Below are 23423 nucleotides of genomic sequence, written 5' to 3' on the forward strand. Positions count from 1 at the left end.
GCTACGGGCTCGATTGGCGACGCATCAAGATGGGTTCCAGAGCAATGGTCGTAGGGCCTGCCAGTGTGCCATCGAGAACATCAAGGATGAGCTCGGCCGCGCGTTTGCCAATTTCCCGGGGCAGCGGGTTGATGGTGGTGAGCGACGGTACGCAAATCCCGGCGATCTCGTAGTCGCCGAAGCCGGCGACAGCAATCTGTCCGGGCACATTTACACCGCGCCTTTGGCATTCCGTCAGGGCGCCAAAGGCTGACAGGTCCGACACGCAGATGACGGCCCGCGTGTCCGGCAGCGTATCCAACAGCCGGCCCATGGCGTCTGCGCCTTCTCTCATGGAAATGGGCGGTGTTCCGGCTGCGATCAGCCGGGTGGCATCGAGGCCGCGTGCCTGCATGGCCGCGATGAAGCCGGCCCGGCGGTCCGTGCCACGGGTGTCGCGGTCGGCGTCGCCGCCGATGAAGGCAATTCGGGTGATCCCGACCGAGACGAAGTGGTCTACCATGGAGCGAACCGCTGCCGCATTGGAAAAACCGACGACATGGCCGACGGGATTCTCGGGTAGATCCCATGTCTCGATGACAGGTATGCCTGCGTTTTCCAACAGACGCCGCGTCCGTGGGGTGTGGCGACCGCCTGTCACGACGATCGCTTCCGGGCGACGGCGAAGCAGTTGTTCGACCAGCCGCTCTTCTTCCTGGATGTCATAATCCGTATAGCCGAGCAGGATCTGCAGGCCGCGCTCCTTCAGCCCCTCCGACAGGCCACGCACGGTATCGGCGAAGTTGGCGTTGTTGATCGATGGGATCGTCACGGCGACGAAATCCGTGCGCTGCGAACGCAGGTTCGAGGCGGTGCTGTCGAACACGTATCCGAGCGTATCGGCAGCTTCTAGGATGGCACTGCGGGTCGCATCGCTCACCGAGGCATCACGTTTGAACGCCCGGCTCACCGTCATGGGCGAGACGCCCGCAAGGCGGGCGACGTCGGCCATGGTCGGTGTTTTGCGGGGCGTGCTCATACCATTTTGTTATCGTTATCTCTGGCGAAAATCCAGTCTCTGCAGGGTTAGCTCACAGGGGCGCGTATTCATGCGCCGTTGTGACGTGATGATGGATCGAGCCTGTGAAGAAGCGCGCCAGGACAGACTCTGTCGCGGCTCTTGCCTCGGTGCGAACGGGGCTCGCAAGGGCAGCGTCCACGCTTGGCAGATCCGGATAGCTGATGGCGAGGATCATCGGATATTCCGGTGCGCCCTCATCGCGGCTTTCGGCGAAAGTGACGCGGACGGACAGGGCGCCAGGGAACTGGCGCCACTTGGGCAGGATTTCGGCGAGCACAGCGGCGCGGAAAGCCTCCGTCTGTCCTTCATGGATCTTGCCGTCGAACAGTGCGTAGCGGGTGATCATGGGGCAATCTCCTTGTTGGGTCCCTTGAAATATTCCATCAGTGCGGCCTGGTCCTCGCCGCCGAGGCCGGCGGCGGTCAGCATGCGATGCACCTCGGCGCAAATCGCCGTCAGTGGCATCGAGGTGTGAGTGAGCCGTGCCAGATCCTGGGCGGCGTTGAGGTCCTTGACCATGTTGTCGATGCGCCCGGTGCGGCGGTAATCCCTGCTGGCGAAGCGCGGCATATACTCCTGCAGCAGTGCGCTGTCGGCGCGGCCACCCTTGAGCGCCTGCGGGATCTTCTCGACATCGACGCCGGCTGCTTCGGCGAGGGCGGTTGCCTCTGCGACAGCGAGGAAACCGAGACCGCAAAGCACCTGGTTGATCATCTTGGTTGTCTGTCCTGCTCCCGGGCCACCCATATGGGTCTGGTTGCCAGCGAGCTTCGACAGGATGGCTTGCGTTTCCTGTACATCGGCTTCGGTGCCGCCCTGCATGAGAGTCAGCTGGCCGATCGCGGCCTTCGGGATGCCGCCGGACAGAGGGCTGTCCACCCAGCGCAAGCCACGGGTCGCGCCTTCTGTCGCGAGCGCCTTGGTCGTCTCCGGATCGATCGAGGACATATCGATGATCAGCGTGCCGGGCTTAGCCCCTTCGGCAACGCCCTGTGGCCCGAAGACGGCTGCGCGGACGATGGCTGCGGAATTCAGCGAGAGGATCACGGCCTTTGTTTGGCTTGCCGCATCTGCGGCGGACGAGGCCGCCACTGCGCCCTTGGCGACAAGGGCGGCGATTTTTTCGGGGTCACGATCGTAGACGATCAGATCCGTTCCCGTTTCGGCGAGGCGTGCGCCGATGGCGCCGCCCATGGCGCCGGCCCCGATCAGGGCGATCTTGTCTGTCATTGTGGGTTTCCTCCAAGATGGGACAGGACCTGTCCGACGATGGCGTCCATCGGTTGGTCGATTGTCACTTCGATGGCCTCGTCCGGTCCCGGCCGCTCCAGGGTGGCGAACTGGCTGTCGAGCAGTGACAGGGGCATGTAGTGGCCGGCGCGAGAGGCCATGCGGGATGCGATGAGATCTCGGTCTCCCGCCAGGTGGACGAACGTGACGTCTCCACCAGCACCGGCACGGATGCGGTCGCGATAAGAGCGTCGAAGGGCTGAACATCCGATGATCAGAGGCACCTCGCTCCTGAGTGCGTGGGCAATCCGATCCAGCCAAGGCCAGCGATCATCGTCGCCAAGCGGTATGCCCGCCCGCATCTTCTCGACGGCATCGGCGCTGTGGAGGTCGTCGCCATCCTCATAGGGAATCTGGAGTTGCTCGGACAGGGCCGCGCCGACGGTCGACTTCCCGCAGCCCGCCACGCCCATGATGACCAGACGCAAGATCATAGCGAAGCCGTGATCCCGCCGTCGACATAGAGGATATGTCCGTTGACGAAGCTGGATGCATCAGAAGCAAGGAAGATGCAGGCCCCCTGTAGTTCCTCGACCTTGCCCCAGCGGCCGGCCGGCGTGCGTTTTTCGAGCCAGGCGGAGAAGGTCGGATCGGCAACCAGCGCTGCATTCAGCGGGGTGTCGAAATAGCCCGGTGCAATCGCGTTGCAGTTCAGGCCGTGCTTGGCCCAGTCGGTGGCCATGCCCTTGGTCAGGTTGCCGACCGCGCCCTTCGTCGCGGTGTAAGGCGCAATCGAGGGGCGGGCGAGGGCAGTCTGCACGCTGGCGATATTGATGATCTTGCCGCGACCACGCGCGATCATGTGGCGGGCAACCGCCTGGCCGACATGGAAGACGCTGGCAATGTTGGTCTGCAGCAGGCGCTCAAAAGCGTCGGCGGGGAAGTCTTCTAGCGGCGCGCGATGCTGCATGCCGGCATTGTTGACGAGGATGTCGATTACCCTGCCGGAGGCTTCGTAGGCATCGACGGTCGCGCGCACGGAGTTGTGGTCGGTCGCGTCGAAAGCGAGCTGGTCGGCGCCCTCGATACGTACAGCCGCATCCTTGAGTTTCGTCGCGTCGCGACCGTTGAGGACGATCTCAGCACCGGCGGCCTTCAGACCCTCTGCCAGCGCAAAGCCGATCCCTTGCGAGGATCCCGTAATCAGAGCGCGCTTGCCCTTCAGGTCGAACAGGTTCAGTGCCACGGTTTACTCCCTTCAGTTTCGCTCTCGACAAGCGTCAGATGATTTGTATATGTTATCGATAACAATCGAAAGTCAAGCATCCCTGGGGAGAGACATCATGACCAAGCCCGACATCCTGCAGATAGGCCCTTATCCGGACTGGGATCAGTTACCCTTGGAGCAAAGTTTCAATATGCATCGCTACTTTGAGGCGACCGACAAGGCTGCATTCTTGGCCGATGTCGGGCCGAAAATCCGCGGTATTGCAACCCGTGGCGAGCTCGGGGCGAATGCTTCTGTTATCGCTGCCTGCCCCAATCTCGAAGTCATCTCGGTCTATGGCGTCGGTTTCGATGCGGTTGATCTTGGCGCCTGCCGGGAGCGCGGCATCCGGGTCACCAACACGCCCGACGTGCTGACGAATGACGTTGCTGATCTCGGGGTCGCCATGATGCTGGTCCAGTCACGCGGGATGATCGGTGCTGAAGCCTGGGTGAAGGATGGGTCCTGGGCGGCCAAGGGGCTTTACCCTTTGAAGCGTAAAGTCTGGGGGCGCAGGGCAGGGGTGCTCGGCCTTGGGCGGATCGGTTTCGAGGTCGCCAAACGTCTTGCCGGTTTCGACATGGAAATCGCCTATAGCGATGTCTCGGCAAAGGATTTCGCCAGGGATTGGGAATTCATCGCCGATCCCGTGGCGCTCGCCCAGCGTTCGGACTTTCTCTTTGTGACGTTGGCGGCTTCCGCGGCGACCCGACATATCGTTGGTGCCAAGGTAATCGAGGCGCTGGGGCCCGAGGGCATGCTGATCAATATCAGCCGCGCCTCCAACATCGATGAAGAAGCCCTTCTCAACGCGCTTGAGACCGGCGAACTCGGTTCGGCGGCCCTCGATGTCTTCGAAGGCGAACCCCATCTCAATCCGCGCTTTCTGTCGCTGCCGAATGTGCTGCTTCAGCCGCATCATGCCAGCGGGACCATCGAGACCCGCAAGGCGATGGGCAAGCTCGTCCGTGACAATCTCACCGCGCATTTCGCCGGTGAAGCCCTCCTCACTCCGGTGCTCTGATGAAAGCCATCGTCATTTATGCCGCCCGTGATCTCAGGATCGAAGATCGCCCGGTGGAAGACCCTCAAGCCGGCCAGCTGCGACTGAGCCTTGCGACCGGCGGGATCTGCGGTTCGGACCTCCACTACTACAATCACGGCGGCTTCGGCGCGGTGCGTCTGAAGGAGCCGATGATCCTTGGACATGAAGTCTCGGCACGGGTCGAGGCCATCGGGCCCGGTGTCTCCGGCTTCGAGATCGGGCAGCTTGTGGCCGTTTCGCCCTCGCGGCCCTGCGGCCAGTGCCGCTATTGCGGCGAGGGATTGCAGAACCAGTGCCTCAACATGCGCTTCTACGGCAGCGCCATGCCCTTCCCGCATATTCAGGGCGCCTTCCGGGAAAGTCTGGTGGCAGAGGCGTATCAATGCGTTGACGCCACGGGTCTTTCTGCCGGCGAGGCCGCGATGGCGGAACCGCTGGCGGTAACCCTGCATGCCACCACGCGCGCGGGCAGCCTGTTCGGCAAGCGGGTTCTGGTCACCGGCTGCGGACCGATCGGCGTGCTCTCCATCCTTTCGGCGCGCCGGGCCGGGGCAGCCGAGATCGTTGCCACCGATCTCTCTGATTTCACGCTGTCGCTTGCGGCGAAGGTCGGGGCTGACCGCGTCATCAACACGGCGAAGGAGCCGGATGCGCTGTCGGCCTATGCAGGCGACAAGGGCACATTCGATGTGCTCTATGAGTGCACGGGCGTCGCCGCAGCATTGGCCGGCGCCATTCCGGCGCTCAGACCGCGGGGCATCATCCTGCAGCTTGGACTGGGGGGCGACATGACGCTGCCGATGATGGCGATCACGGCCAAGGAACTCGAACTCAGAGGTTCCTTCCGGTTCCATCAGGAATTTGCCATCGGCGTCGAATTGATGCGCAAGGGGTTGATCGACGTGAAGCCGCTGATCACGCATACCGTATCGCTGGCCGATGCCGAGAGGGGTTTTCTGCTCGCATCGGATCGGAGCCAGGCGATGAAAGCGCAGATCGCGTTTTCGGCCTGAGTGCCAAGGCAGCTGAGGGAGGGGCTAAAGCCATGTCGTTTTTCGAAGTCATCGATCCGGTCTTCGCCACCTATGTGCTCGGCAATGCGCCAGTGAAGCGGCTGGCGACCGGGTTTGACTGGGTGGAAGGGCCGGTGTGGTTCGGCGATGCCGGCTGCCTCCTGTTCTCCGACATTCCCAACAACCGCATTGTCCGCTGGAGCGAGGATGGTGTCACCACCTATCGTCAGCCCTCAAACTATGCGAACGGCCATACACGGGACCGTCAGGGGCGGCTCGTCAGCTGCGAGCATGGAACGCGCCGAGTGACGCGGACCGAATGGGACGGATCGATCACCGTCATCGCCGACAGCTATCAAGGCAAGCGTCTCAACAGTCCGAACGATGTCATCGTCGCACCCGACGGTGCGATCTGGTTCAGCGACCCGCATTACGGGATCATGACGGATTACGAAGGGGCGAAGGCGGAGCAGGAGCTGCCTTGCTCGGTGTATCGCGTGTCGCCGGATGGCGGCATCGAGGCCGTGATCACCGACATGCAGGGACCGAACGGTCTCGCCTTCAGCCCGGATGGCAGCCGTCTCTATGTCGCTGATACGGGGCAAATGTTCTCCGCTGATCCGCAGCATATCCGGGTCTTCGACATGGTCGATGGCCGGCCGAAGAATGGTCGGGTCTTCCACGTCGTCACGCCCGGCTGCGCCGATGGCATGCGGGTCGATACGGACGGAAACCTTTGGTCATCAGCGGCCGATGGCGTTCACTGCATCGCACCTGACGGTCATCTGATGGGCAAGATCCTGGTTCCGGAGATGGTGTCTAACATCTGCTTCGGCGGTCACTCGAAGCACCGGCTGTTCATCACTGCGACCACCAGTCTCTACTCCGTCGTCCTCAACCGCCGTGGCATCCAGGCACCCTGAGGCCCGCTTGCCGGTTTAGACCGTCTCGCCTGGCACGAGCCGCGTCGGCACGAAGGTGATGGTCTGTACCGGCTCGCCCTTCAGCTTCGCGACCAGTGCCTCGGCCGCCGCCTTGCCGATGCTGGTCGTCGGTACGACGGTCGTCGTCAGACGCTTCTGCAGGATGGAGGCCGCCTCCATCCCGCCCCAGCCGGCGATGCCGATGTCTTCGGGTACCCTCAGGCCACGGGACTGACAGAAGGCAAGGCCGCCGATCGCCATCTCGTCATTGTGGAAATAAACGACATCGAAGTCGTTCTTTCGGCTGAGCAGGGTCTCCAGGCCATAGTAGCCGGCATAGAAGCCCGGCGCATCGTGCAGCATTTCGGCATCGACAAGCGGATGTCCGGCACGGGCAAGTGCGTCGCGAAACCCTTCGAAACGCGCCTGTCCCATCACGTCAGATCGGGCAAGCGCGCCGACATAACCGGCCTTTCGGCGACCACGCGCGAGGAGATGCCGGGCCATTTCGGCGCCGCAGTCGGCATGGGAAAAGCCGACCGCCATATCGATAGGGCTCGTCGTCAGATCCCAGATTTCGACAACGGGCACGGCCGCACTGCGCAGGAGCTCGATCGTTCCCGCCGTGTGGTGGCGGCCTGAGAGAATGAGGCCTGCCGGACGCCAACTGACCACTTGGCGGATCCAGGCTTCTTCCTCCGACATCGAGTGATCATTGGCGCCGATGATCAGCTGGTAGCCGAGGCGACCCAGCGCCCGGTCCACGCCATCCAGCACATGGCCGAACAGGCCCGAGGTCAGGCGCGGTACACACATGCCGACCAAGGTTTCAGCCTGGTCTGAGCCGAAGGCGGCGGCAAGGCGGTTCGGCACGTAGCCCAGTTGTTCAGCGATCTCGATCACCTTGCGACGTGTCTGGTCGGAGAAACCTGACCCGTCGCGCAACACGCGGCTCACCGTCATCTTCGACACGCCAGCGGCGCGGGCAATGTCCTCGAGATTGGCTTTCATCTGGACATTTGACCCACGGTGTCACGGTAAACGACGCAGTTCATGTTATCGATAACTTTCGACTTGACTCAGTAAAACTTGAAGATAGGTTAATTACGTTACCGGTAACCCTGACGCAAGATCTGGACCGGCCTGGGAGGAGAGACACAGTATGCAACCGTCCGCAGACGGCCTGCTTTTCGATCAAATCGTGAAATCCTTTGGTGGCACGCAGGCCCTCAAAGGTGTTTCGCTGAAGGTCGAGCGTGGCGAAATCGTCGCCTTGCTCGGCGAGAACGGAGCCGGCAAGTCAACGCTCATCAAGGTCCTCGGCGGCATCCATCGCCCCGACGAGGGTGGCGTCTTCATCGATGGCGTGCCTTACGCCCATGAGGCCGGCAAGGCCGGCGGCCAGAAGGTCGCCTTCATCCACCAGGATCTCGGTCTGATCGAGTGGATGAGTGTGGCCGAAAACATTGCCTTGTCGCTTGGCTATGTGAAGAAGGGCCGTCGGATCGACTGGTCCGCGACTGAAGCTGTCGCCGACAAGGCACTGGCATTGGTCGAGGCCGACTTTTCAGCGACCGCGCGGGTTTCCAGTCTCACCCGTACGCAAAAGTCTCTGGTCGCCATTGCCCGGGCGCTGGCCGCTGATTGCGATTACCTTGTGCTCGACGAGCCGACCGCCAGCCTGCCAGCCGATGAGGTGGAACGGCTGTTTGCAGCCCTCCGTCCGCTGAAAGCCCGCGGCGTCGGCATGATCTATGTCAGCCACCGGTTGGATGAGATTTTCCGTATCGCCGATCGGGTCGCCGTGCTGCGCGACGGGCAGATGGTCGGGATGCGTTCGATCGAACATACGACGCCGGAGGAACTAGTCGGTCTTATCGTTGGCAGAAAAGCGCGCGAGATTGCCCGGCCTGCCATTCTTGAAGGGCCGGCGATCCTCAAAGTTTCAAGTCTCGCAACAGGTGCAGTCGGCCCTGTCAGCTTCGAGATCCGGCGCGGCGAGCTGCTGGGTCTCGCGGGCCTTCGCGGGGCAGGTCACGAGGATGTCGGTCGCGCCCTTTTCGGCCTCATCCCGCATGCCGGCAAGGTTGTGCTGAACGGCGTTGCGCCAGACTTGAAAGACGCCGGTGCCGCGATGCGCTCGGGCATCGGCCTCGTGGCGCGAGACCGTATTGCCGAAAGTGTTGCGCCGGGCCTCTCCATCCGAGAAAACGCGTTTCTAAATCCCTCGGCCACGGGGCGACGTCTGCTCAGTCTGCTGTCGCCTAAGACCGAAGATGAACTCGCCCATGAACTGGGCCGCCGTGTCGGCCTCTCGCCCAATGATCCGACGCTCGCCATCGAGGCGCTGTCGGGTGGCAATCAGCAGAAGGTTGTCGTTGGACGCTGGCTTGATTCTGGTCGCCGGCTGCTGATTGCGGAGGATCCGACCGCCGGCGTCGATGTTGGGGCCAAGGCCGAGATCTACCATCTTCTCTATCAGGCTCTTGCAAGCGGCATGGGCGTCCTCGTGGTGTCCACTGATTTCGAAGAGACTGCCAATATCTGCCATCGCGCCATCGTCTTCAGCCGCGGCCTGCCCGTGGCCGAGCTGAGTGGCGTTGAACTGTCAACTGAATCCCTGATCCAGGCCGCATCGGCCGGTGAAGCCGCCTGAGGACCGCCATGCCCGGTATCCAATCCAACGCTGTTGAACCCACCAAGGACGAATTGCGGGGCCTGTCGCCCGGTCGCAAGCTGGTGCGCCTCGCGCCCACCTATGGTCTCGTCATCCTGATGTTCGGCCTGATCCTGCTGTTCTCGATCCTGCTGCCGAACACATTCCCGACCATGCTCAATGTCAGGGCCATTCTGTCCGACAAGGCGATCATCGCGCTTCTGTCGCTCGCGGCGATGATCCCCATGGTCGCCGGACGCATCGACCTTACGGTCGGATATGGCATCGTGCTCTGGCATATTCTGGCGATCAGTCTGCAGACCCTCTACGGCTTCCCCTGGCCGGTGGCCGTTGCCATCGTGCTGGTGCTCGGTGTCGTGATCGGCGCGCTCAATGGTCTCCTTGTCGAGGTCGCGCGGATCGACAGCTTCATCGCAACCCTTGGCACGGGCACGATCCTGTACGCCCTCGCGCTCTGGCATACCGGCGGCCGCCAGATGGTCGGCGCGCTTCCAGATGCCTTCTATGCGATCAACGGCACTTTCGTTTTCGGCCTGCCGATCACCGCGATCTACGTGCTGGTCATCACCGTCGTGCTCTGGGTTGCGCTGGAATACACGCCGATCGGTCGGTACCTCTATGCGATCGGCGCCAACCAGCGGGCGGCCGAACTCAACGGTATCCCGACGCGCAAGTTCGTTATCGGCGCCTTCGTCACATCCGGCCTGATGACGGCACTCGCAGGTGTCCTGCTCGCCTCGAAGCTCAGGATCGGACAGGCCTCGGTTGGTCTGGAGTTCCTGCTGCCGGCGCTCGTCGGCGCCTTCCTCGGCTCCACCACCATCAAGCCCGGACGCGTCAATGTCAGGGGCACCATCGTCGGCGTGATGATCCTCGCTGTCGGTATTTCCGGCATCCAGCAATTCGGCGGCAGCTTCTGGGTGGAGCCGTTGTTCAACGGCATGACCCTGCTGATCGCCATCGGGATCGCCGGTTACGCGCAAAGAAAGAAAGGCGCGAAGTCCAAATAAGTGCATTCAGCTACTTTGGGAGGAAACCATGCTGAAGAGAGCCCTAGCCGTTTCAATTCTGGCGCTGACGGCCGCCATGCCTGCCCATGCCGACGCGATTTCGGACGCGATGGCAGAGGTCCAAAAGTATGCCGGTGAAAAGACTACCTGGGATGGTCCGACCAGCGGTCCAACCGCGGCGGCGGCCAAGAAGGTCGTCGTGCTCGCTGCCGACATGAAGAATGGCGGCATTCTCGGCGTTACCAATGGTATCCAGGAAGCCGCTGCCAAGATCGGTTGGGAGGTTACCGTTCTTGATGGCGCCGGTTCCGTGCAGAGCCGCGCCGGCGCCTTTGGTCAGGCGCTTGCGCTGAAGCCCGATGGCATCATCATCAATGGCTTCGATGCCGTCGAGCAGCAGGCAGCCCTGAAGCAGGCCTGCGATGCCGGCATCCCGATGGTGAGCTGGCATGCCGGTCCGGTGATCGGCCCTGATCCGACCAACTGCCTCTTCGCCAATGTCTCCACGGACGCCATGGAAGTCTCGGCCGCCGCCGGAAAATGGGCCTTTGCCGATGCCGGTGGCAAACCGGGCGTGGTGATCTTCACCGACTCAACCTATGCGATCGCGATTGCCAAGGCCGACAAGATCAAGGAAACGATCGAGAAGCTTGGCGGCACCGTGCTCGAATATGTCGATACGCCGATTGCCGACACTTCGAACCGCATGCCGACGCTGACGACCTCTCTTCTACAGAAGTATGGTGCAAGCTGGACGCATGCACTTGCGATTAACGACATCTATTTCGACTTCATGGGGCCGAGCCTGGCCGCAGCCGGCATCGCCGGAGACGGCGCGCCTAAGGCAGTCGCTGCCGGTGACGGTTCGGAATCCGCCTATCAGCGTATTCGTTCCGGTCAGTATCAGGCTGTGACGGTTGCAGAGCCCCTTAACCTGCAGGGCTGGCAGCTGATCGACGAGCTGAACCGTGCCGTGAGCAAGGTCGAGTGGTCGGGTTACACCTCGCCGCTGCATGTCGTCACCAAGGCGAACATCAGCTCCGACGGTGGCGACAAGAACATCTTCGATCCGGGCAATGGCTACCGTGATCAGTATGCCAAGATCTGGGGCAAATAAGACTTGCTCCTTCGCGGCCGGTGCAAACTCCTCCGCGTCGGCCGCGATTAATTCACAATGAGATAGGGAATCAGCCCATGAGCAGCTTCTTTGAGCCTTCGGCGCAACTGACGGACAAGGGCGTGCTCGCCATGCTGCAAGCGTCGATCGATACGGCCTCGGTGATGGGCCAGCCGCAATGCATCGTTGTCGTCGACCAGAGCGGTGTCGTGCTCGGCTCCTTTCGGATGAAGGGCGCGCGCTTTCTTTCCTTGAAGAGTGCTCTTGCCAAGGCTCGGACGGCTGCGTCCATCAATGCACCTTCGACGGCCATTCCAGAACAGGCACGTCTACTGATTTCTGGCGCAACCCAGGGCGAGGTGACAGGACTGAAGGGTGGTCTGCCGATTCGTTTCAATGGCGTTCTTGTCGGCGGTATAGGTGTCGGTTCCGGAAGTGGTGAGCAGGACGAAGAGGTGGCGCGCGCCGCACTCAAAGCGGTCAGCGCCGATCCCCTGTCTTCCTAAATTGAATTGAGGAAGCATTCCTACGCCTTCGGAACCCCTTGTTGCTGATCGCGGACAGCCGCCGATCACCCAGGTTGTTCAGATAGCTCCAGGTCGTCTCAGGATTTGCCTCTGGCGCATCGAGCTTGCTCCGAGTTATCTGCGAGGACTGCCCGAGATAGGACATGTCGAAGGCGCCAAGGTCGCTGGTGTGGCGTATCGTTTCTTCGAGGGCGTTGTCGTAGCTGTCGCCTACGCTTCCGACAGACGGCTCGATGCGAGCTTAGACCAACCGCTCGCAATACCGATGGACACGTATTGAACGGCGCGACCCGAGTGGTGCATGCCCCGCCGCCGTAAACTCGATGTCGATCACAAGCACTTGGTCAAGGGCATCGAGGACAAAGGCTGCATATGCCGTCCGGCTCGCCCGCCAGCCGACGATGCGACGACGTCGATGACGAAGCCCAGTTAGACGAAGCCTTGCCTGGTGGCGACATAGGCGAAATCGGATAACCACAGCATGTTCGGCGCGGGAGCCTTGAAGACCCATCACTCTCATGAGCCTCGCGACGGTGCAGCGTGCGACATCGAAGCCTTCTCGCTGCAACTGTCGCCACACTTTGCGCAAGCCATAGACCTTGAAGTTCTCGTTGAACACCCGGTTTATCTCAGCCGAGTGCTTCCGCGCGGCTTTGCTTTGTGGCCTATGCACGACCCTGATTGCTGGTCGACTTGCCTTAGCGGCTGGCAACAAGCACGCCTGCCCCGACCATCAGGGCTCCGGCGCCACGATTGAGAATGCCGATCTTGTTCGGATCAGACAGGGCCGTCTTCGCTTTGTAGCCGAGCAGCACATGCCCTCCGACTACGATCACCTCTACCAGGGCAATGATAAGCAGCAGCTCCACGGTATCGGATATGGTCAGCGGACGGATGCCGAGAACTCCCGGCAGTAGAGCCAAATAGAAGATCGGCATCTTGGGGTTGGAGATGTTAAGCAGGAAGCCCGTGAGGAACAGGCGGATCAGGCCGCCCCGCATTACGCGAGGTTTGATCTCTGGCTTCGAACGCCACATCATGATGCCCGTGTAAATCAGGTAGATAGCACCGACATATTGGATGAAGCGCAGATTTTCGTTCATGTATTGGGCGATCGCGTTGAAGCCGATCGCTGCAAAAATGACGAAGAGGAAGATGCTGCAAACGACGCCGACCCCGTAGGCGATGCCATGGGCGGGGCCGCTGGAGACGGTCTTGGATAAGATCGTCAGGTTGTCAGGGCCAGGGCTCGCCGCGAATACGAAGAAGGCCAGGCTAAACGTCAGAACTGTTTGTAAGTCCATCATGTGCTCCTTTTCTCCGTTAACTCATCGAATTTAAAATATCCGCCTTTGAAGTAATCGGTTCCGAGCTTCTTATAACGCTCAGTAGGGGCAGTATAACCGAACTCGAGGAAGAGCATTAGTGCATTCCGCAGCTGCGGTCCGTCGATATTGATGTCAGGCAAAACGACGTCGCTGGTTTGGATGTCAGCCAGTGCATTGAAGATCTGGTCATGGATGCCGATCCCTTCCGGCATCCGGATTTTCGGGCGGTCGATCATGTAGGAAGGGATGTCCGATCTGAAGGCTTCGCGAAGGACATATTTTTCGACGCCGTTTCGCACCTTCATATCAAATGGCAAGGACATGGCGAGTTCGATCACGGCGCGGTCGAGGAACGGCACCCGGCACTCGATTGAATTCGCCATGCTGCTTCGATCCGTCCGTTGAAGATCGGTGCGGTAGAGATTGTTCAAGCGGTAGGTCGATAGGCCATAGGGGTCCACCGCGGTTTTGAAGAGATCATACCCTGCGAAGATCTCGTCGCTGCCGTCGCCTGAGAGAGCCACCTTGAAACCATTGGCTCGGACGGCGGCATAGACTGCCGCCATGGTCAGCATGTCGGAAATGTCGACCGGTTCGAAAAACTCGCCGTTGAATATCGAATTGCGGATGTTTCTGTTGATCTGCGCGTGGTGAAATTCCGTGACTACATGCGGAATGCCTTTCTCTGCGCAGAACCGCCGGGCAAAGGCAAGGTCGGCGGAATCGTTCGTGCCTATGGAGAACGCCGTTACATCGCCGTGAAACTTCTTTGCCAGATGCAGGACGATCGTGCTGTCGAGGCCGCCTGAGAAAATGACTGCAACTGGCAGGTCGGTCGCGACCTGTTTGCGAACGGCGTCTTCCAACCTCTGTCTGCAATCTTCGATGGCAGCGTCGTGCTTCATCCCGAAGTCGGGGCTCGCTTCGAAGGTCACATAACGCTCAACATTCCCGTTCTGCCAATAGCTGCCTGGCAACAGTTCTTGCGTGGTCATATCCAAGCCCAGAAAGCACTTCCGCTCGGAGGCGAAGCAGACGAGCTCATCGCCCTCGCTGTAGTAGAGTGGCTTGATGCCGATATGATCGCGGGCGGCGAAGCAGTCACCGGTCTTCGGATCATAGATGACAAAGGCGAAGATTCCGTCGAGCCTGTTCAGGCAGGCTGGTCCCCAAGCTATGAAAGACTGCAGCACCACTTCGGTATCGCTTGATGTCTGAAAGGTACAACCCCGTCGAAGCAACTCGATCCGCAGTTCGCGATGATTGTAGATTTCGCCATTCATGACGATCACCCTGCCCGTGGCCGGATCGACAATCGGTTGTTTCGCCTGATCCCTGTCCACGATGGCTAGACGATTTGTACCCAATGCGGCACTGCCGTAGACGAGGCGTTCGGCGAAATTGTAAGCGTCCCCACGGTGTCGGATCGCGCCAAGCATGTGCAGCAAGGTAGCCTCAAGCCCCCTAGGATTGCTCCCGTTGTCTGAAGATGAGAATACGGCGGCGATTCCACACATGATTGATATCCCGCTACGATTTCGTGCCGACGGCGACGAGCGCCTTGCGCGGTATGGTCGCGATAAAATCGGCCTCTGTCTTGTTGACCTGTATCTCGCCCAGTGTCTGCTCAACGCAACGTGCAACACGTTTGACGATATCGCGGCTATCGTTGGCGATCTTCACGAGGTCGTACATGCGGTACATGTGCATCAGCGCGTTAGAGACGGCCTCGTCGGCAGTTGTGCCGGGCAGCGTGAAAGGATCATTCAAATCGAAGACGCGCACGTCCCGAAAACCGGCCGCGCTGAAGCGCTCCCACATTTCCGTTCGCGTGAAATGGGGGTGAGGATGGCCTGTCCGCGAGTAGACATGAACGACCTCCTCAAACCATCGAGCTGCCTCGCCGCCAGTCTCGAAATCATGCAGGACCAACCGTCCGCCGGACTTCAACGTCCGATAGGCTTCCGAGATCGCTAGTTGGCGGTCATCCTCATCCAAATGATGGCTGCCATATGCGATCAAGACACCATTGAGAGAATTGTTTTTGAACAGGCTCCGAGTAGCGGACTGACGCACGCACGGCAGCCCGTGCTTCATGCAGGCATCCACCATGAAGCGCGATAGATCGGCGGTGAAGATCGTCGGCTTTGGCCCATCAATGGTCGCAACAAACCGGGCAATCGTCCCGTCTCCACCAAGGACATCTAGAATTCTGGTGTCGGTATCGGGCATGTCGCTGAAAGTAGACGAAAAGCACTTCAGCAGGGCGACCATCCCCTCCTGGCGATTGCCGACCACCTTCTGCGCCACATTGTAGGCGACGCCCCTGCCACCATCTGCCAGATCTTCGAACTCCCAGGAGAGCGAATTCATGACGCGAACATAGTCGTCGAGCCTGTCGCCTGTAATCGCGTCCTCATCCAGAAGGCTGCATAGACCGGGGAACGTTGAAGCCGCGGCACGGTAGTAGTCTGAAAAGGTTGTATCGGTCAGATATTCCAGATTCGATGAAACGACTTTCTTCAACATTCCGGCGTTCTCCTAATGGCGCGACTGCAGTCTTGGCAATGTATGCTGCGTTAAAAATCTCGTAAGTTGCATGTTGGATCATGAGTGTGTGGGCTCGGTTCAGGTGGGGAGGGCTTTTAAAGGATCGCCGGAAACCGGGTTGCGCAACCCTGCCTGTCGTTCGTAGAGCCCAAGACGATGAAACGCCGCCGCCTTTCCAGGCTCTCATTGGGCGGCGGATACTGGAATTGGCGGCGGAGCATCAGTGAAATTCATGGTGAGTTGCCGGGATCTGCACCCGGGTCTGTGTCCGCCACAGTCGAGGCAGATGCCAGCGGTCGCTTCGCAGTCTCGAACGTTTTTCGGCAGCTGCACGCTGGTGAAACATTGCAACATAGACTTGTAGGTCAGCTTGAACTTGATCCGATCTCCAACGTGGTATGGAAAATTGCACTCGGTGATATCGACGACTGTATAGTCGGAGTTACTGGTGATGATCGAAAGTCCAGGCACTGTTGAGATCAAGGACGCGGGATCGGTATCGACGACGCCGAAATCTAGAATGGCTCGCGTCCGGATGCCGCGGTCCTCAGGTTCACGGCAGACGCCGAAGGCATCCCCTGTTTTCTCCCCCGCCGGAAACGATGGCTTGGATTTCAACTCGACGATCACCGCTTCGAAATCCAGCGCGTCGTCGTGCAGGGTCGTGTAGATCTTCTGCGCGCCCGAGAGCGTTCCCAGCAGAAGGGGTTCGCCGACCCGGATCTGGTTTACAGAGGGGGGTAGGCCGTGCCTGTCCAGCCAGTCCAGCACAACGGATCCACCGAGCGAGACGATGTCCGGAGTGATGCCGAGGCCGTCGCTCATCTGCGTCACCAAGCCATCGATCAACCCGATATTTTCGAAGTTTGGCAGGACACCGTTCACGCAGCCGTAATTGGCGCCGATCCCTGCAAATCGTATCCCCCAATCCTCAAGAGCGCGAATCCGGGAGACCATCGGCAGCACGTCTTCGGGTAGCACCCCTTCACGCAGATCTCCGACCTCCACCATCAGAACCACGCTGTGTCTGGTCTGCTGACAACGGGCGGCTTCCGCAAGTTGCGTAATCGTATCCATCTCGGAATTGAGGCTGATGTCACAATATCTGACGACGTCATCGGCGAGGTCTGGCCGCGGGACGCAGGTCAGCATCAAGAGCTTGTGGATCGCGCCGGCGAGCCTTTTAGCGGCGTGGACCTTGGAAATTCCCAGACATGCCAGGCTCGACTGGTCATAGAGGTCGACGATGGGATCGAAGTCCTGGCAGGGTTTTACAACCCCGACGACACTGATCCCGTGACTTTGGCAATGGGTGATGACGGTGTCTATGTTGTTCCGGATCAGAGGGAGGTTGATGTTCAAATGGGCCATCTCAGGCTCCTGAGCCATGGGGGTACGGTAAGGCGGCAGGCTGGCGCGAGGAAACGAACGGTTGCTGAGCCAATACCGCGACGATCGATCCTGCTTGCGAGGCGGCTACACGGTCTGGCCGCTCAGCGATGCGCTTCCGGTTGGCCTTTTGACCATTCGTTCGCGCAGTTCAGAAATGGCCGATGGACGCCCCTTCGTACTGAAGACCAGCCCGCTGCTCGCATGACGCTCGTATTCTGGCGAGGCGCGCCGCATCAGGCGATCCACGCCGGCCAGGTAGTTCCATCTGACCGCAGGAAATAGGGAGTGCGCGAGGTGGTAGGAGTCCCCGAAGGGAAACAGGTTGTTGCGGATGATTGCACCCATCAGTCCCGGAAAATCCGTTGGCCGTCCCAGTTCGATCTCCCGCTGGTGATAGGGGATATCGTCTGCGCATTCCGCGAACCAGCGATGCAGGGAGACGTGGGCGATCCAGTAGAAGAGCGGATAGATGACTAGGACCTGGGCGATGTATAGCCAGAACAGTTCGGCGTACCAGCCGATGCTGACATAGATCGAGACGACCGCGAGGACGCAGATGATCCGCAGGTAGAAAGCCGGCCGGCCGAAATCTTCCAAGAGATAGCCCGCGCATTCCTTCAACCTCGAAAGGAGGCCTGCTGGTGTCAGCGGATGCAAAAAGCCGAGCCAGAAGGCGGCTTCTCCGATGCCGGGCGTGAAGCCCTTGTCGGCCAGCTCCTTCAGATCGGGATCGTGGGGCATGTTCACGGATCGGTGGTGGGTAACGACATGGATGTGATGGCGGGCGCGGATCTCCGGCATGAAAGCTGGAAACTGGTAAAGCAGGTTGGTGATGACCTCACCGAACTTGTAGTTCGGGCATAGCGAACCATGCGCGGCATGGTGCCCAATCTCCTGCAGCGATCTGAACCGTCCGGCCACGAAGAGAACCATGAGGACATCGACAAGGAGATTGTCGACTTCATGGAAGACGATATTCGCGGCCAGTATCCAGAGGAAAACGCGAATGTAGATGAGCGGGGCGAGGATGTTGTCATACCGCTTGCTTGTCAGCGCCCGGAACTGGCGCCGGTAGTGTCGGACGGCATCGGCCGACTGGGCAGGCGCAGGGAGCGTCGCAAAATCGAACCTGTGATAGAACAGATCTACCGCTTGGATACACAAAGCCGCGGAACACGCGATTATTGCGTAAAGCATGATTGCTCTCCATTTTTTGGGCTGACTTCGGGTCAATGCAACAGCTATCGGGCGGCCAGATCGCATTCGCCTGGCGGCATTCAAAATAAACTTTTTGAGTGCTTTATGGATATTTTTCTCATCATGGTTGTGTATTTTTACCTTTGTCAACTGCCAATTCGCGTTTTCATATTTTTTTCATATTTCAGCTACCTTTGGTTGACTAACTAAGAGTTGTGTAGTTCAATCCAAATACTCGCTGTTCCGTGTAAGCATATCCGGCAGCCTGGACTGAATTTATAAGCATTATCATTTCTATTTCCGTCGTCGTGATCCGCACAACAAATATTGTTTGCGGGTGTGCTGGAGATTTTCGCAAATGATACTGACAGGTGATGCTATAAAGCGTGAGATGATATGCGGAGATATTCTGATATCACCCTATTCCGACGAGTTCGTGGAGCAGAACTCGTATTGCGTGCATCTTGGACCGACGATCGTTGAATACGACACGATCCTCGTGGACGCCCGGGCGGAAAACGCGACCACTCGGCGCGACATTCCTGAGGAGGGGCTGATCCTCTATCCGGAACGGTTTTATCTTGGGCACACGCAAGAGATCATTGGCGGCAAGGCCTATGCGTCCGAGCTCTATGCCAATCTGTCGACGGCCCTGTGCGGAATGTTCATCCAGACAAGCGCGCCACTCGGGCATGTCGGCGCGGTCATCAGTTGGACGCTCGAGATCATCGTCGCCCACCCCCTCGTCGTCTACAGCGGCATGCCGATCGGCAAGGTCTGCTTCTGGCGAAATGCCGGCAGCCACCGCGCCTATGAAGGCAGGTACCTGAATTCGAAGACTGTCGTCCCTTCGCGTATCGGATTGGATCCAAGATGATACTCACCGGCCCCGAGATTGTGAACCGCGTCGCCTCCGGCGAAATCGTCATCGCGCCTTTTCTTCCGGAGAACGTCAATCCGAACAGCTACAACTTCCGGCTTCATCATGAGATGAAGGTCTATGATGAGGGCGTCATCGATGTGCGCAAGGAAAACAAGACGAGCGTCGTGAAGATCGGCCCCAAAGGTTATGTGCTGCATCCGCGACGTCTCTACCTGGCCACCACCATGGAGAAGCTCGGCAGTAATCATTTCGTACCGACCTATGCGGCCCGCTCTTCGGTCGCCCGGCTCGGCATGTTCATCAACCTGTCCGCTTCGCTCGGCGATATCGGCTTCATCGGCCAGTGGACAATTCAGCTGTTCGCCATCCATCCTATTCGCGTCTACGCCGGCATGTGCATAGGCCAGATGATGTTCTGGCACACCCAGGGGCATGTCGAACTCTATAACGGCAAATACCAAGGGGCGACGGGGGCCATGGCCTCTCGGATCTTCGTCGATTTCGACGAGAAGATGTCCCAGCACGTCTACAACGAGCTCCCACCCGAGCAATTGCTCCCGGTGGATTCGGAGGCGGTCCGATGAATGTTGTCGCTCTGCCAAGTAAGTTTCACAATCTCGATCGGCTCAAGACGGAGGTCTCGGTTCCTCCATGCCTTTGCCTTGGAGAAAAGGAACTGTCTCTCCTGTTTTGCAACTTCGACACGATTTCCGACGCTGCCGGCAAAATTCTGTCCCGCATCGCGCTTACATCGGGCGCTTTCCTTGCCGACGATCTGCTCGAACTACGGAACCTCACCGTGGCGCTATCACCTGCGGACGACGCTCGCCGCTCGCTTGTTGACCTTCTGAGCCTGTGTTTTGGCGAGGATGGCTCGACAGGAGCATTTGCAGTGCGGTCTGCCAACACGATCGAGGACAGCAGCTCGAGAAGCTTTGCGGGCCTCTACGAGACCTTTCTCGACATTCGCGGCTCGGCGGACATGCTGGATGCCATCCGAGCTGTTTGGCTGTCGGCCTATTCCCGTACCGTCATCACCGAACGCATTCATGCCGGCCTGCTTGATGATAGCAACCCGATGAATGTCATCATTCAGCGCATGGTGCCTGCGACCCATGCCGGCGTGGCCTTTTCCCGCAATCCCGTGACGGGAGAGGACGGAATCCTCGTCGAGATCGTCAAGGGCCGCGGCGACAGCCTGGTTTCCGGACAGAAGGCCGGGGACCGCTACACGATCGACAGAAGCCGGCCGGATGGAAGCATGGCTGCCGGTCAGGCGGACCACAAAATCATTCTGGATGCCGTGTTGCCCCTATTGCGCCGTGTTGAGCAGCATTTGGGGCCGGTCGACATCGAATGGGCTTGGGACGGACAGACCGTCTGGCTGCTGCAGGCGCGGCCGATCACCAGCATCGATCGCATTGAGGCTTCAAGCGAACCCATGCTGGTCGTCGTCGATCTCTACGGCCCGGATGGCGACGTGCTTGAGCAGATGCGCCCGCTGCCGGATTTCATCTCCTATTTCCGTGATAAGCGAATGCGGATCGCGGAGTTCGCGAGACGCCATCATCTCGGCGTCGCCACCGCTCTCGTGTTGAAGCTGAACCGAGGCGGCGTCGAGCTATCCGCATTTTTGAGCGAAGTGGTCGGCGCCTTTGGCAGTGACGAAGTCATTCTAGATTTCAGCGCAAGCTTCCGGCAGATCATTCTGCCCCGTGACGGGCTTGCAGATGAGTTGCGGATGCTGATGAGCGACCCGCAACGACTGCACACGATCGTCGTACGTGACTTCATCCGGGGCGAGGCCGGCATCATAACCCATATGTCGGAGACGCAAGACGCTGTGGTCGGCGAGTGGTCCAGCGACGGCTTGCTTGCCATCAACCGCGGCACCGCCGAAACCCGCGTTTTCTGCCTGACAGGCCCTGGTGATGATGGCGACGGCCTGCCTCAGGTCGCGGTAGGTCAGCTCTACGACGCGACGCTTGCCGCCCATCGCGAAATCGGCCCCGTGCAGATCGAGTGGGTGATGAGTGGCAGCTACGTCTATCCGCTCGACTTCTCGGTCCTGTCGGCCCAATCGATGTTCGCAGGGCCCGTTGAGGGCACGGCGATTTCGCGCGGTTACGCCTTCGCTCCGACGCTCGTGCTCGATGATGACCGCGATCTTGAGATCCTGAGCATCGCGCCCTCTGTCAGCCTGACAGATATTCCAGACGCGAGCGAGATGGGCCCGGTTCTTGCCCGGCTGCTGGCGCGCATCGGCAGTTATCCGGTTGCGCCCATTGTTGTCTGCAGGCGCCCCCTGGCGGCGCTTGCCCCCCTGCTGCCGCTGGTCAGCGGTTTCGTGTTCGAGCGAGCAGCCGTGCTGTCGCATCTGTCGATATTGATCCGCGAGAAGGGCCTCCCCGCGGCGCAGGCCCCTGAACTTTACGCATACGCGCGGGCGAAGAACTCGCTGTTGATCGATATCGGCGACAGCATTGTCATTTCCTCTCCCGGCGAAGGCGCGGTCGATCTGGGACACGTCCCTTTCAACTCCTCCGAAACAGATGGTGATGAACATGCATACGCGTGATGGGAACGACCCGCATGATGTCTTTATCTATCTCTTCGAGCCGGGCGAACATCTTGCCCCGAAAGACGAGCATTCGCCGCCCTCACTCATCCTGAAAGGTCAGGTGGAGGCGATGACGGTCGGCGAGAACGGCATGTTCATCCGCCCCGGCCAGATCACTGTCACCGACCTCCTTGCGCCCGGCAAAGAAGCGCTTGCGATTGATCCCTTCGCTTACGACTTCCTCTATTTTTCGGAGGAACAGCGCCGCGTCCGGTTGCGGAGCAATGAGACATTGCAGGGGTGGATGACGATGTTGCAGCGCGACGCCGCCGACAAGCCTGGGGCTGCGGCAGCGGACCTCGTTCCTTTCATCATACTGGTCGATCACGGCAATCGCGCGTCGCTCTATCATTTTGACGAAATCGGTTACGCCGGTGGCCTTTACCTACGCTTCTCGGACCACGAGAGCGGCGAACGGCCGCTCCGGTATAGCGACCTCGACGCTGCTCTCGGCGAGACGCGGGCCCGGCTGCTGCGTCGCCACGAACTCTTCAACGACAACAGTGGATTTAGCCGGTGGCAAGCAGAGTTCGAGCTCGAGCGCAAACTCACCTTCGCCGACATTCCCGACACGTGGAGACTGACGCAAGAGCTCTACCAGCGCATATTGTCCGGCAGCTTTCCCGGCTTTGTGCCGGAACTGGGCATGGAATTCCAAGTCTACGACTACGAATCCCATGTGTTCGAGGTGCTCGGGCCGCCGTCGGAGGCCGGGTACATTTCCTTCATTCCCCAGTCTGACGGCAAGATGACGATCAAGCGGAAATGGTTCGTCGAGAACGCCGAGCTACGCAAGGAAACCATCATCGGCAATCAGGCGATCGCCTTCGAGGATATTGAGCGTCACGTCAAAACAATGACCAGCGGTGGAACCAGACGTCTGTCGGCATTCCGGCGCAAGCGCTTCGACGTCCATATGGAATCGCTGAAGACGGGGCATATTTTCGGCATCTACTTCGATATCTGCCGCATCGTTGGTGACGAGCAGCCGGTCATGTCCCAGTGCGAAGTCGAATACTGCCGGTCAAGGACGCTTTTCGACCTGAGCGACGTCTACGAGGAATTCGAACTGATCGCCGCGCATGCGGAAGCATTTCTCGTCGAGCACGGGGTGAGATTCGAGCGAAATCTCTACTCGAAACTCGATTTCGTCAGAGGCCATTTTCTTACCCGGGCAGCTTGAACAGGGGCGTGAAGACCATGCGCATCGTCATTTTTGGCAGTTGGAAAATCCGTCATGCTGAGCCTCTCGATCGGATCGAGCGTACATTGGTGTTCTGCGCAGTCCCCGACCGACTTCAGGTGGGCGCGTCTATTGCAGCCGACCTCAGGGGGCAGCTTGCCCGGGTCGCGATCTATCGTGACGGGCTCGAAGAGGCGGACGGCGTCCACGTCGCGCAGAACCTTTCGGGCGATGACGTGCCGCTCGCCATTGCGGAGTTCGTCGGGCCGATGGTGACAATCACCCACCTGCTAACCCGCGTCGAGGGTAAGCGCTGTTTGCCTCGCACCTTGACTGATGCCTAGTGAGGCATTTGCAAGACCGTCAATGCTCGACAAGTGACAATGTGCGTGGGCGGGGGC

The 23423-nt window shown here is 59.8% G+C and carries 23 protein-coding genes and 1 pseudogene; 12 read left to right on the forward strand and 12 right to left on the reverse strand.

The window, feature by feature from the left end; genetic code table 11:
• Position 1: 1 nt before the first annotated feature.
• Genes BW978_RS22180 through BW978_RS22200 form a run of 5 tightly spaced genes read right to left on the reverse strand, consistent with a single transcriptional unit; the run spans position 2 to position 3536 of the window.
• Positions 2 to 1018: a LacI family DNA-binding transcriptional regulator gene (locus BW978_RS22180; protein WP_076398234.1), complete on the reverse strand. Its 1017-nt coding sequence runs from the start codon at positions 1016 to 1018 to the stop codon at positions 2 to 4.
• A gap of 52 nt (positions 1019 to 1070) precedes the next feature.
• Positions 1071 to 1406: a hypothetical protein gene (locus BW978_RS22185; protein ID WP_062284603.1), complete on the reverse strand. Its 336-nt coding sequence runs from the start codon at positions 1404 to 1406 to the stop codon at positions 1071 to 1073.
• Positions 1403 to 2290, reverse strand: a complete 888-nt coding sequence (locus BW978_RS22190) for an NAD(P)-dependent oxidoreductase (RefSeq protein WP_076398237.1) — start codon at positions 2288 to 2290, stop codon at positions 1403 to 1405. The genes BW978_RS22185 and BW978_RS22190 overlap by 4 nt, the downstream gene beginning before the upstream one ends.
• Positions 2287 to 2784 carry a gluconokinase gene (locus BW978_RS22195; protein ID WP_076398240.1) on the reverse strand — a complete coding sequence of 166 codons (498 nt, stop codon included), beginning with the start codon at positions 2782 to 2784 and terminating at the stop codon, positions 2287 to 2289. Before BW978_RS22195 ends, BW978_RS22190 begins: the two co-directional genes overlap by 4 nt.
• Complete coding sequence (locus BW978_RS22200; RefSeq protein ID WP_076398243.1) at positions 2781 to 3536, reverse strand: SDR family oxidoreductase; 756 nt, start codon at positions 3534 to 3536, stop codon at positions 2781 to 2783. The genes BW978_RS22195 and BW978_RS22200 overlap by 4 nt, the downstream gene beginning before the upstream one ends.
• A gap of 97 nt (positions 3537 to 3633) precedes the next feature.
• Here BW978_RS22200 and BW978_RS22205 point away from each other — a divergent pair, with 97 nt between their 5' ends.
• From BW978_RS22205 to BW978_RS22215, 3 genes are read left to right on the forward strand one after another with little or no spacing between them, the layout of a single operon-like run.
• Positions 3634 to 4581 (forward strand): 2-hydroxyacid dehydrogenase, encoded by a 948-nt coding sequence (locus BW978_RS22205; RefSeq protein ID WP_076398246.1) that lies wholly within the window; start codon positions 3634 to 3636, stop codon positions 4579 to 4581.
• Positions 4581 to 5615, forward strand: coding sequence for an L-idonate 5-dehydrogenase (locus tag BW978_RS22210; protein ID WP_076398248.1), 1035 nt, complete (start codon positions 4581 to 4583; stop codon positions 5613 to 5615). Before BW978_RS22205 ends, BW978_RS22210 begins: the two co-directional genes overlap by 1 nt.
• Positions 5616 to 5647: 32 nt before the next feature.
• The gene (locus tag BW978_RS22215) at positions 5648 to 6538 is read left to right on the forward strand and encodes an SMP-30/gluconolactonase/LRE family protein (RefSeq protein ID WP_076398250.1); all 891 of its coding nucleotides are present in this window, start codon (positions 5648 to 5650) and stop codon (positions 6536 to 6538) included.
• Positions 6539 to 6553: 15 nt separating this feature from the next.
• Here the strand turns inward: BW978_RS22215 and BW978_RS22220 are convergent, their stop codons facing one another.
• Positions 6554 to 7549: a LacI family DNA-binding transcriptional regulator gene (locus tag BW978_RS22220; RefSeq protein ID WP_076398253.1), complete on the reverse strand. Its 996-nt coding sequence runs from the start codon at positions 7547 to 7549 to the stop codon at positions 6554 to 6556.
• A gap of 151 nt (positions 7550 to 7700) precedes the next feature.
• Here BW978_RS22220 and BW978_RS22225 point away from each other — a divergent pair, with 151 nt between their 5' ends.
• The 4 genes from BW978_RS22225 to BW978_RS22240 all read left to right on the forward strand — a co-directional run bounded on the left by BW978_RS22225 (position 7701) and on the right by BW978_RS22240 (position 11848).
• Positions 7701 to 9194 (forward strand): sugar ABC transporter ATP-binding protein, encoded by a 1494-nt coding sequence (locus tag BW978_RS22225; protein ID WP_076398256.1) that lies wholly within the window; start codon positions 7701 to 7703, stop codon positions 9192 to 9194.
• A gap of 8 nt (positions 9195 to 9202) precedes the next feature.
• Positions 9203 to 10225 carry an ABC transporter permease gene (locus tag BW978_RS22230; protein WP_076398258.1) on the forward strand — a complete coding sequence of 341 codons (1023 nt, stop codon included), beginning with the start codon at positions 9203 to 9205 and terminating at the stop codon, positions 10223 to 10225.
• Between the two features lie 28 nt (positions 10226 to 10253).
• Positions 10254 to 11342, forward strand: coding sequence for a substrate-binding domain-containing protein (locus tag BW978_RS22235; RefSeq protein WP_076398261.1), 1089 nt, complete (start codon positions 10254 to 10256; stop codon positions 11340 to 11342).
• A 77-nt stretch (positions 11343 to 11419) separates the two neighbouring features.
• The gene (locus BW978_RS22240) at positions 11420 to 11848 is read left to right on the forward strand and encodes a GlcG/HbpS family heme-binding protein (RefSeq protein ID WP_076398264.1); all 429 of its coding nucleotides are present in this window, start codon (positions 11420 to 11422) and stop codon (positions 11846 to 11848) included.
• 196 nt (positions 11849 to 12044) lie between these two features.
• Here the strand turns inward: BW978_RS22240 and BW978_RS23420 are convergent.
• The 6 genes and pseudogenes from BW978_RS23420 to BW978_RS22270 form a co-directional block, all read right to left on the reverse strand.
• Positions 12045 to 12500, reverse strand: a pseudogene (locus tag BW978_RS23420) (IS3 family transposase); the annotation flags it as partial.
• A gap of 67 nt (positions 12501 to 12567) precedes the next feature.
• A complete protein-coding gene (locus BW978_RS22250) occupies positions 12568 to 13173 on the reverse strand; it encodes a LysE family translocator (RefSeq protein ID WP_076398269.1) in 606 nt (201 codons plus the stop codon).
• Positions 13173 to 14714, reverse strand: a complete 1542-nt coding sequence (locus BW978_RS22255; RefSeq protein ID WP_076398272.1) for an asparagine synthetase B family protein — start codon at positions 14712 to 14714, stop codon at positions 13173 to 13175. The genes BW978_RS22250 and BW978_RS22255 overlap by 1 nt, the downstream gene beginning before the upstream one ends.
• 13 nt (positions 14715 to 14727) lie before the next feature.
• A complete protein-coding gene (locus BW978_RS22260) occupies positions 14728 to 15726 on the reverse strand; it encodes a class I SAM-dependent methyltransferase (protein ID WP_076398275.1) in 999 nt (332 codons plus the stop codon).
• Positions 15727 to 15930: 204 nt separating this feature from the next.
• Entirely contained in the window at positions 15931 to 17118 is a 1188-nt protein-coding gene (locus tag BW978_RS22265; protein WP_076398277.1) for an alanine racemase, read from the reverse strand.
• A gap of 105 nt (positions 17119 to 17223) precedes the next feature.
• On the reverse strand, positions 17224 to 18486 hold the full coding sequence (locus tag BW978_RS22270) for a fatty acid desaturase (RefSeq protein WP_210216998.1): 1263 nt from the start codon (positions 18484 to 18486) through the stop codon (positions 17224 to 17226).
• A gap of 208 nt (positions 18487 to 18694) precedes the next feature.
• Here BW978_RS22270 and BW978_RS22275 point away from each other — a divergent pair, with 208 nt between their 5' ends.
• The 5 genes from BW978_RS22275 to BW978_RS22295 are packed head-to-tail and all read left to right on the forward strand — an operon-like array spanning position 18695 to position 23366.
• A complete protein-coding gene (locus BW978_RS22275) occupies positions 18695 to 19213 on the forward strand; it encodes a dCTP deaminase (RefSeq protein WP_076398283.1) in 519 nt (172 codons plus the stop codon).
• A complete protein-coding gene (dcd, locus tag BW978_RS22280; RefSeq protein ID WP_076398286.1) occupies positions 19210 to 19803 on the forward strand; it encodes a dCTP deaminase in 594 nt (197 codons plus the stop codon). The genes BW978_RS22275 and dcd overlap by 4 nt, the downstream gene beginning before the upstream one ends.
• Positions 19800 to 21797: a PEP/pyruvate-binding domain-containing protein gene (locus tag BW978_RS22285; RefSeq protein WP_076398289.1), complete on the forward strand. Its 1998-nt coding sequence runs from the start codon at positions 19800 to 19802 to the stop codon at positions 21795 to 21797. The genes dcd and BW978_RS22285 overlap by 4 nt, the downstream gene beginning before the upstream one ends.
• A complete protein-coding gene (locus BW978_RS22290; protein ID WP_139330635.1) occupies positions 21784 to 23022 on the forward strand; it encodes a hypothetical protein in 1239 nt (412 codons plus the stop codon). Before BW978_RS22285 ends, BW978_RS22290 begins: the two co-directional genes overlap by 14 nt.
• 17 nt (positions 23023 to 23039) lie before the next feature.
• Positions 23040 to 23366: a hypothetical protein gene (locus BW978_RS22295; RefSeq protein ID WP_076398294.1), complete on the forward strand. Its 327-nt coding sequence runs from the start codon at positions 23040 to 23042 to the stop codon at positions 23364 to 23366.
• Positions 23367 to 23423: the final 57 nt, after the last annotated feature.

This window comes from Rhizobium sp. RU33A (assembly GCF_900156055.1).
Classification (GTDB): domain Bacteria; phylum Pseudomonadota; class Alphaproteobacteria; order Rhizobiales; family Rhizobiaceae; genus Allorhizobium.

Excerpts from the sequence above, each read along its gene's own strand:
- BW978_RS22285 (WP_076398289.1), top strand. The coding sequence starts at position 19,800 with ATGAATGTTGTCGCTCTGCCAAGTAAGTTTCACAATCTCGATCGGCTC.
- BW978_RS22260 (WP_076398275.1), bottom strand. The coding sequence starts at position 15,726 with ATGTTGAAGAAAGTCGTTTCATCGAATCTGGAATATCTGACCGATACA.
- BW978_RS22180 (WP_076398234.1), bottom strand. The coding sequence starts at position 1,018 with ATGAGCACGCCCCGCAAAACACCGACCATGGCCGACGTCGCCCGCCTT.
- BW978_RS22235 (WP_076398261.1), top strand. The coding sequence starts at position 10,254 with ATGCTGAAGAGAGCCCTAGCCGTTTCAATTCTGGCGCTGACGGCCGCC.
- BW978_RS22195 (WP_076398240.1), bottom strand. The coding sequence starts at position 2,784 with ATGATCTTGCGTCTGGTCATCATGGGCGTGGCGGGCTGCGGGAAGTCG.
- BW978_RS22275 (WP_076398283.1), top strand. The coding sequence starts at position 18,695 with ATGATACTGACAGGTGATGCTATAAAGCGTGAGATGATATGCGGAGAT.
- BW978_RS22225 (WP_076398256.1), top strand. The coding sequence starts at position 7,701 with ATGCAACCGTCCGCAGACGGCCTGCTTTTCGATCAAATCGTGAAATCC.
- BW978_RS22290 (WP_139330635.1), top strand. The coding sequence starts at position 21,784 with ATGCATACGCGTGATGGGAACGACCCGCATGATGTCTTTATCTATCTC.
- BW978_RS22295 (WP_076398294.1), top strand. The coding sequence starts at position 23,040 with ATGCGCATCGTCATTTTTGGCAGTTGGAAAATCCGTCATGCTGAGCCT.
- BW978_RS22265 (WP_076398277.1), bottom strand. The coding sequence starts at position 17,118 with ATGGCCCATTTGAACATCAACCTCCCTCTGATCCGGAACAACATAGAC.
- BW978_RS22205 (WP_076398246.1), top strand. The coding sequence starts at position 3,634 with ATGACCAAGCCCGACATCCTGCAGATAGGCCCTTATCCGGACTGGGAT.
- BW978_RS22190 (WP_076398237.1), bottom strand. The coding sequence starts at position 2,290 with ATGACAGACAAGATCGCCCTGATCGGGGCCGGCGCCATGGGCGGCGCC.
- BW978_RS22185 (WP_062284603.1), bottom strand. The coding sequence starts at position 1,406 with ATGATCACCCGCTACGCACTGTTCGACGGCAAGATCCATGAAGGACAG.
- BW978_RS22220 (WP_076398253.1), bottom strand. The coding sequence starts at position 7,549 with ATGAAAGCCAATCTCGAGGACATTGCCCGCGCCGCTGGCGTGTCGAAG.
- BW978_RS22240 (WP_076398264.1), top strand. The coding sequence starts at position 11,420 with ATGAGCAGCTTCTTTGAGCCTTCGGCGCAACTGACGGACAAGGGCGTG.
- BW978_RS22215 (WP_076398250.1), top strand. The coding sequence starts at position 5,648 with ATGTCGTTTTTCGAAGTCATCGATCCGGTCTTCGCCACCTATGTGCTC.
- BW978_RS22255 (WP_076398272.1), bottom strand. The coding sequence starts at position 14,714 with ATGTGTGGAATCGCCGCCGTATTCTCATCTTCAGACAACGGGAGCAAT.
- BW978_RS22210 (WP_076398248.1), top strand. The coding sequence starts at position 4,581 with ATGAAAGCCATCGTCATTTATGCCGCCCGTGATCTCAGGATCGAAGAT.
- BW978_RS22230 (WP_076398258.1), top strand. The coding sequence starts at position 9,203 with ATGCCCGGTATCCAATCCAACGCTGTTGAACCCACCAAGGACGAATTG.
- dcd (WP_076398286.1), top strand. The coding sequence starts at position 19,210 with ATGATACTCACCGGCCCCGAGATTGTGAACCGCGTCGCCTCCGGCGAA.
- BW978_RS22250 (WP_076398269.1), bottom strand. The coding sequence starts at position 13,173 with ATGGACTTACAAACAGTTCTGACGTTTAGCCTGGCCTTCTTCGTATTC.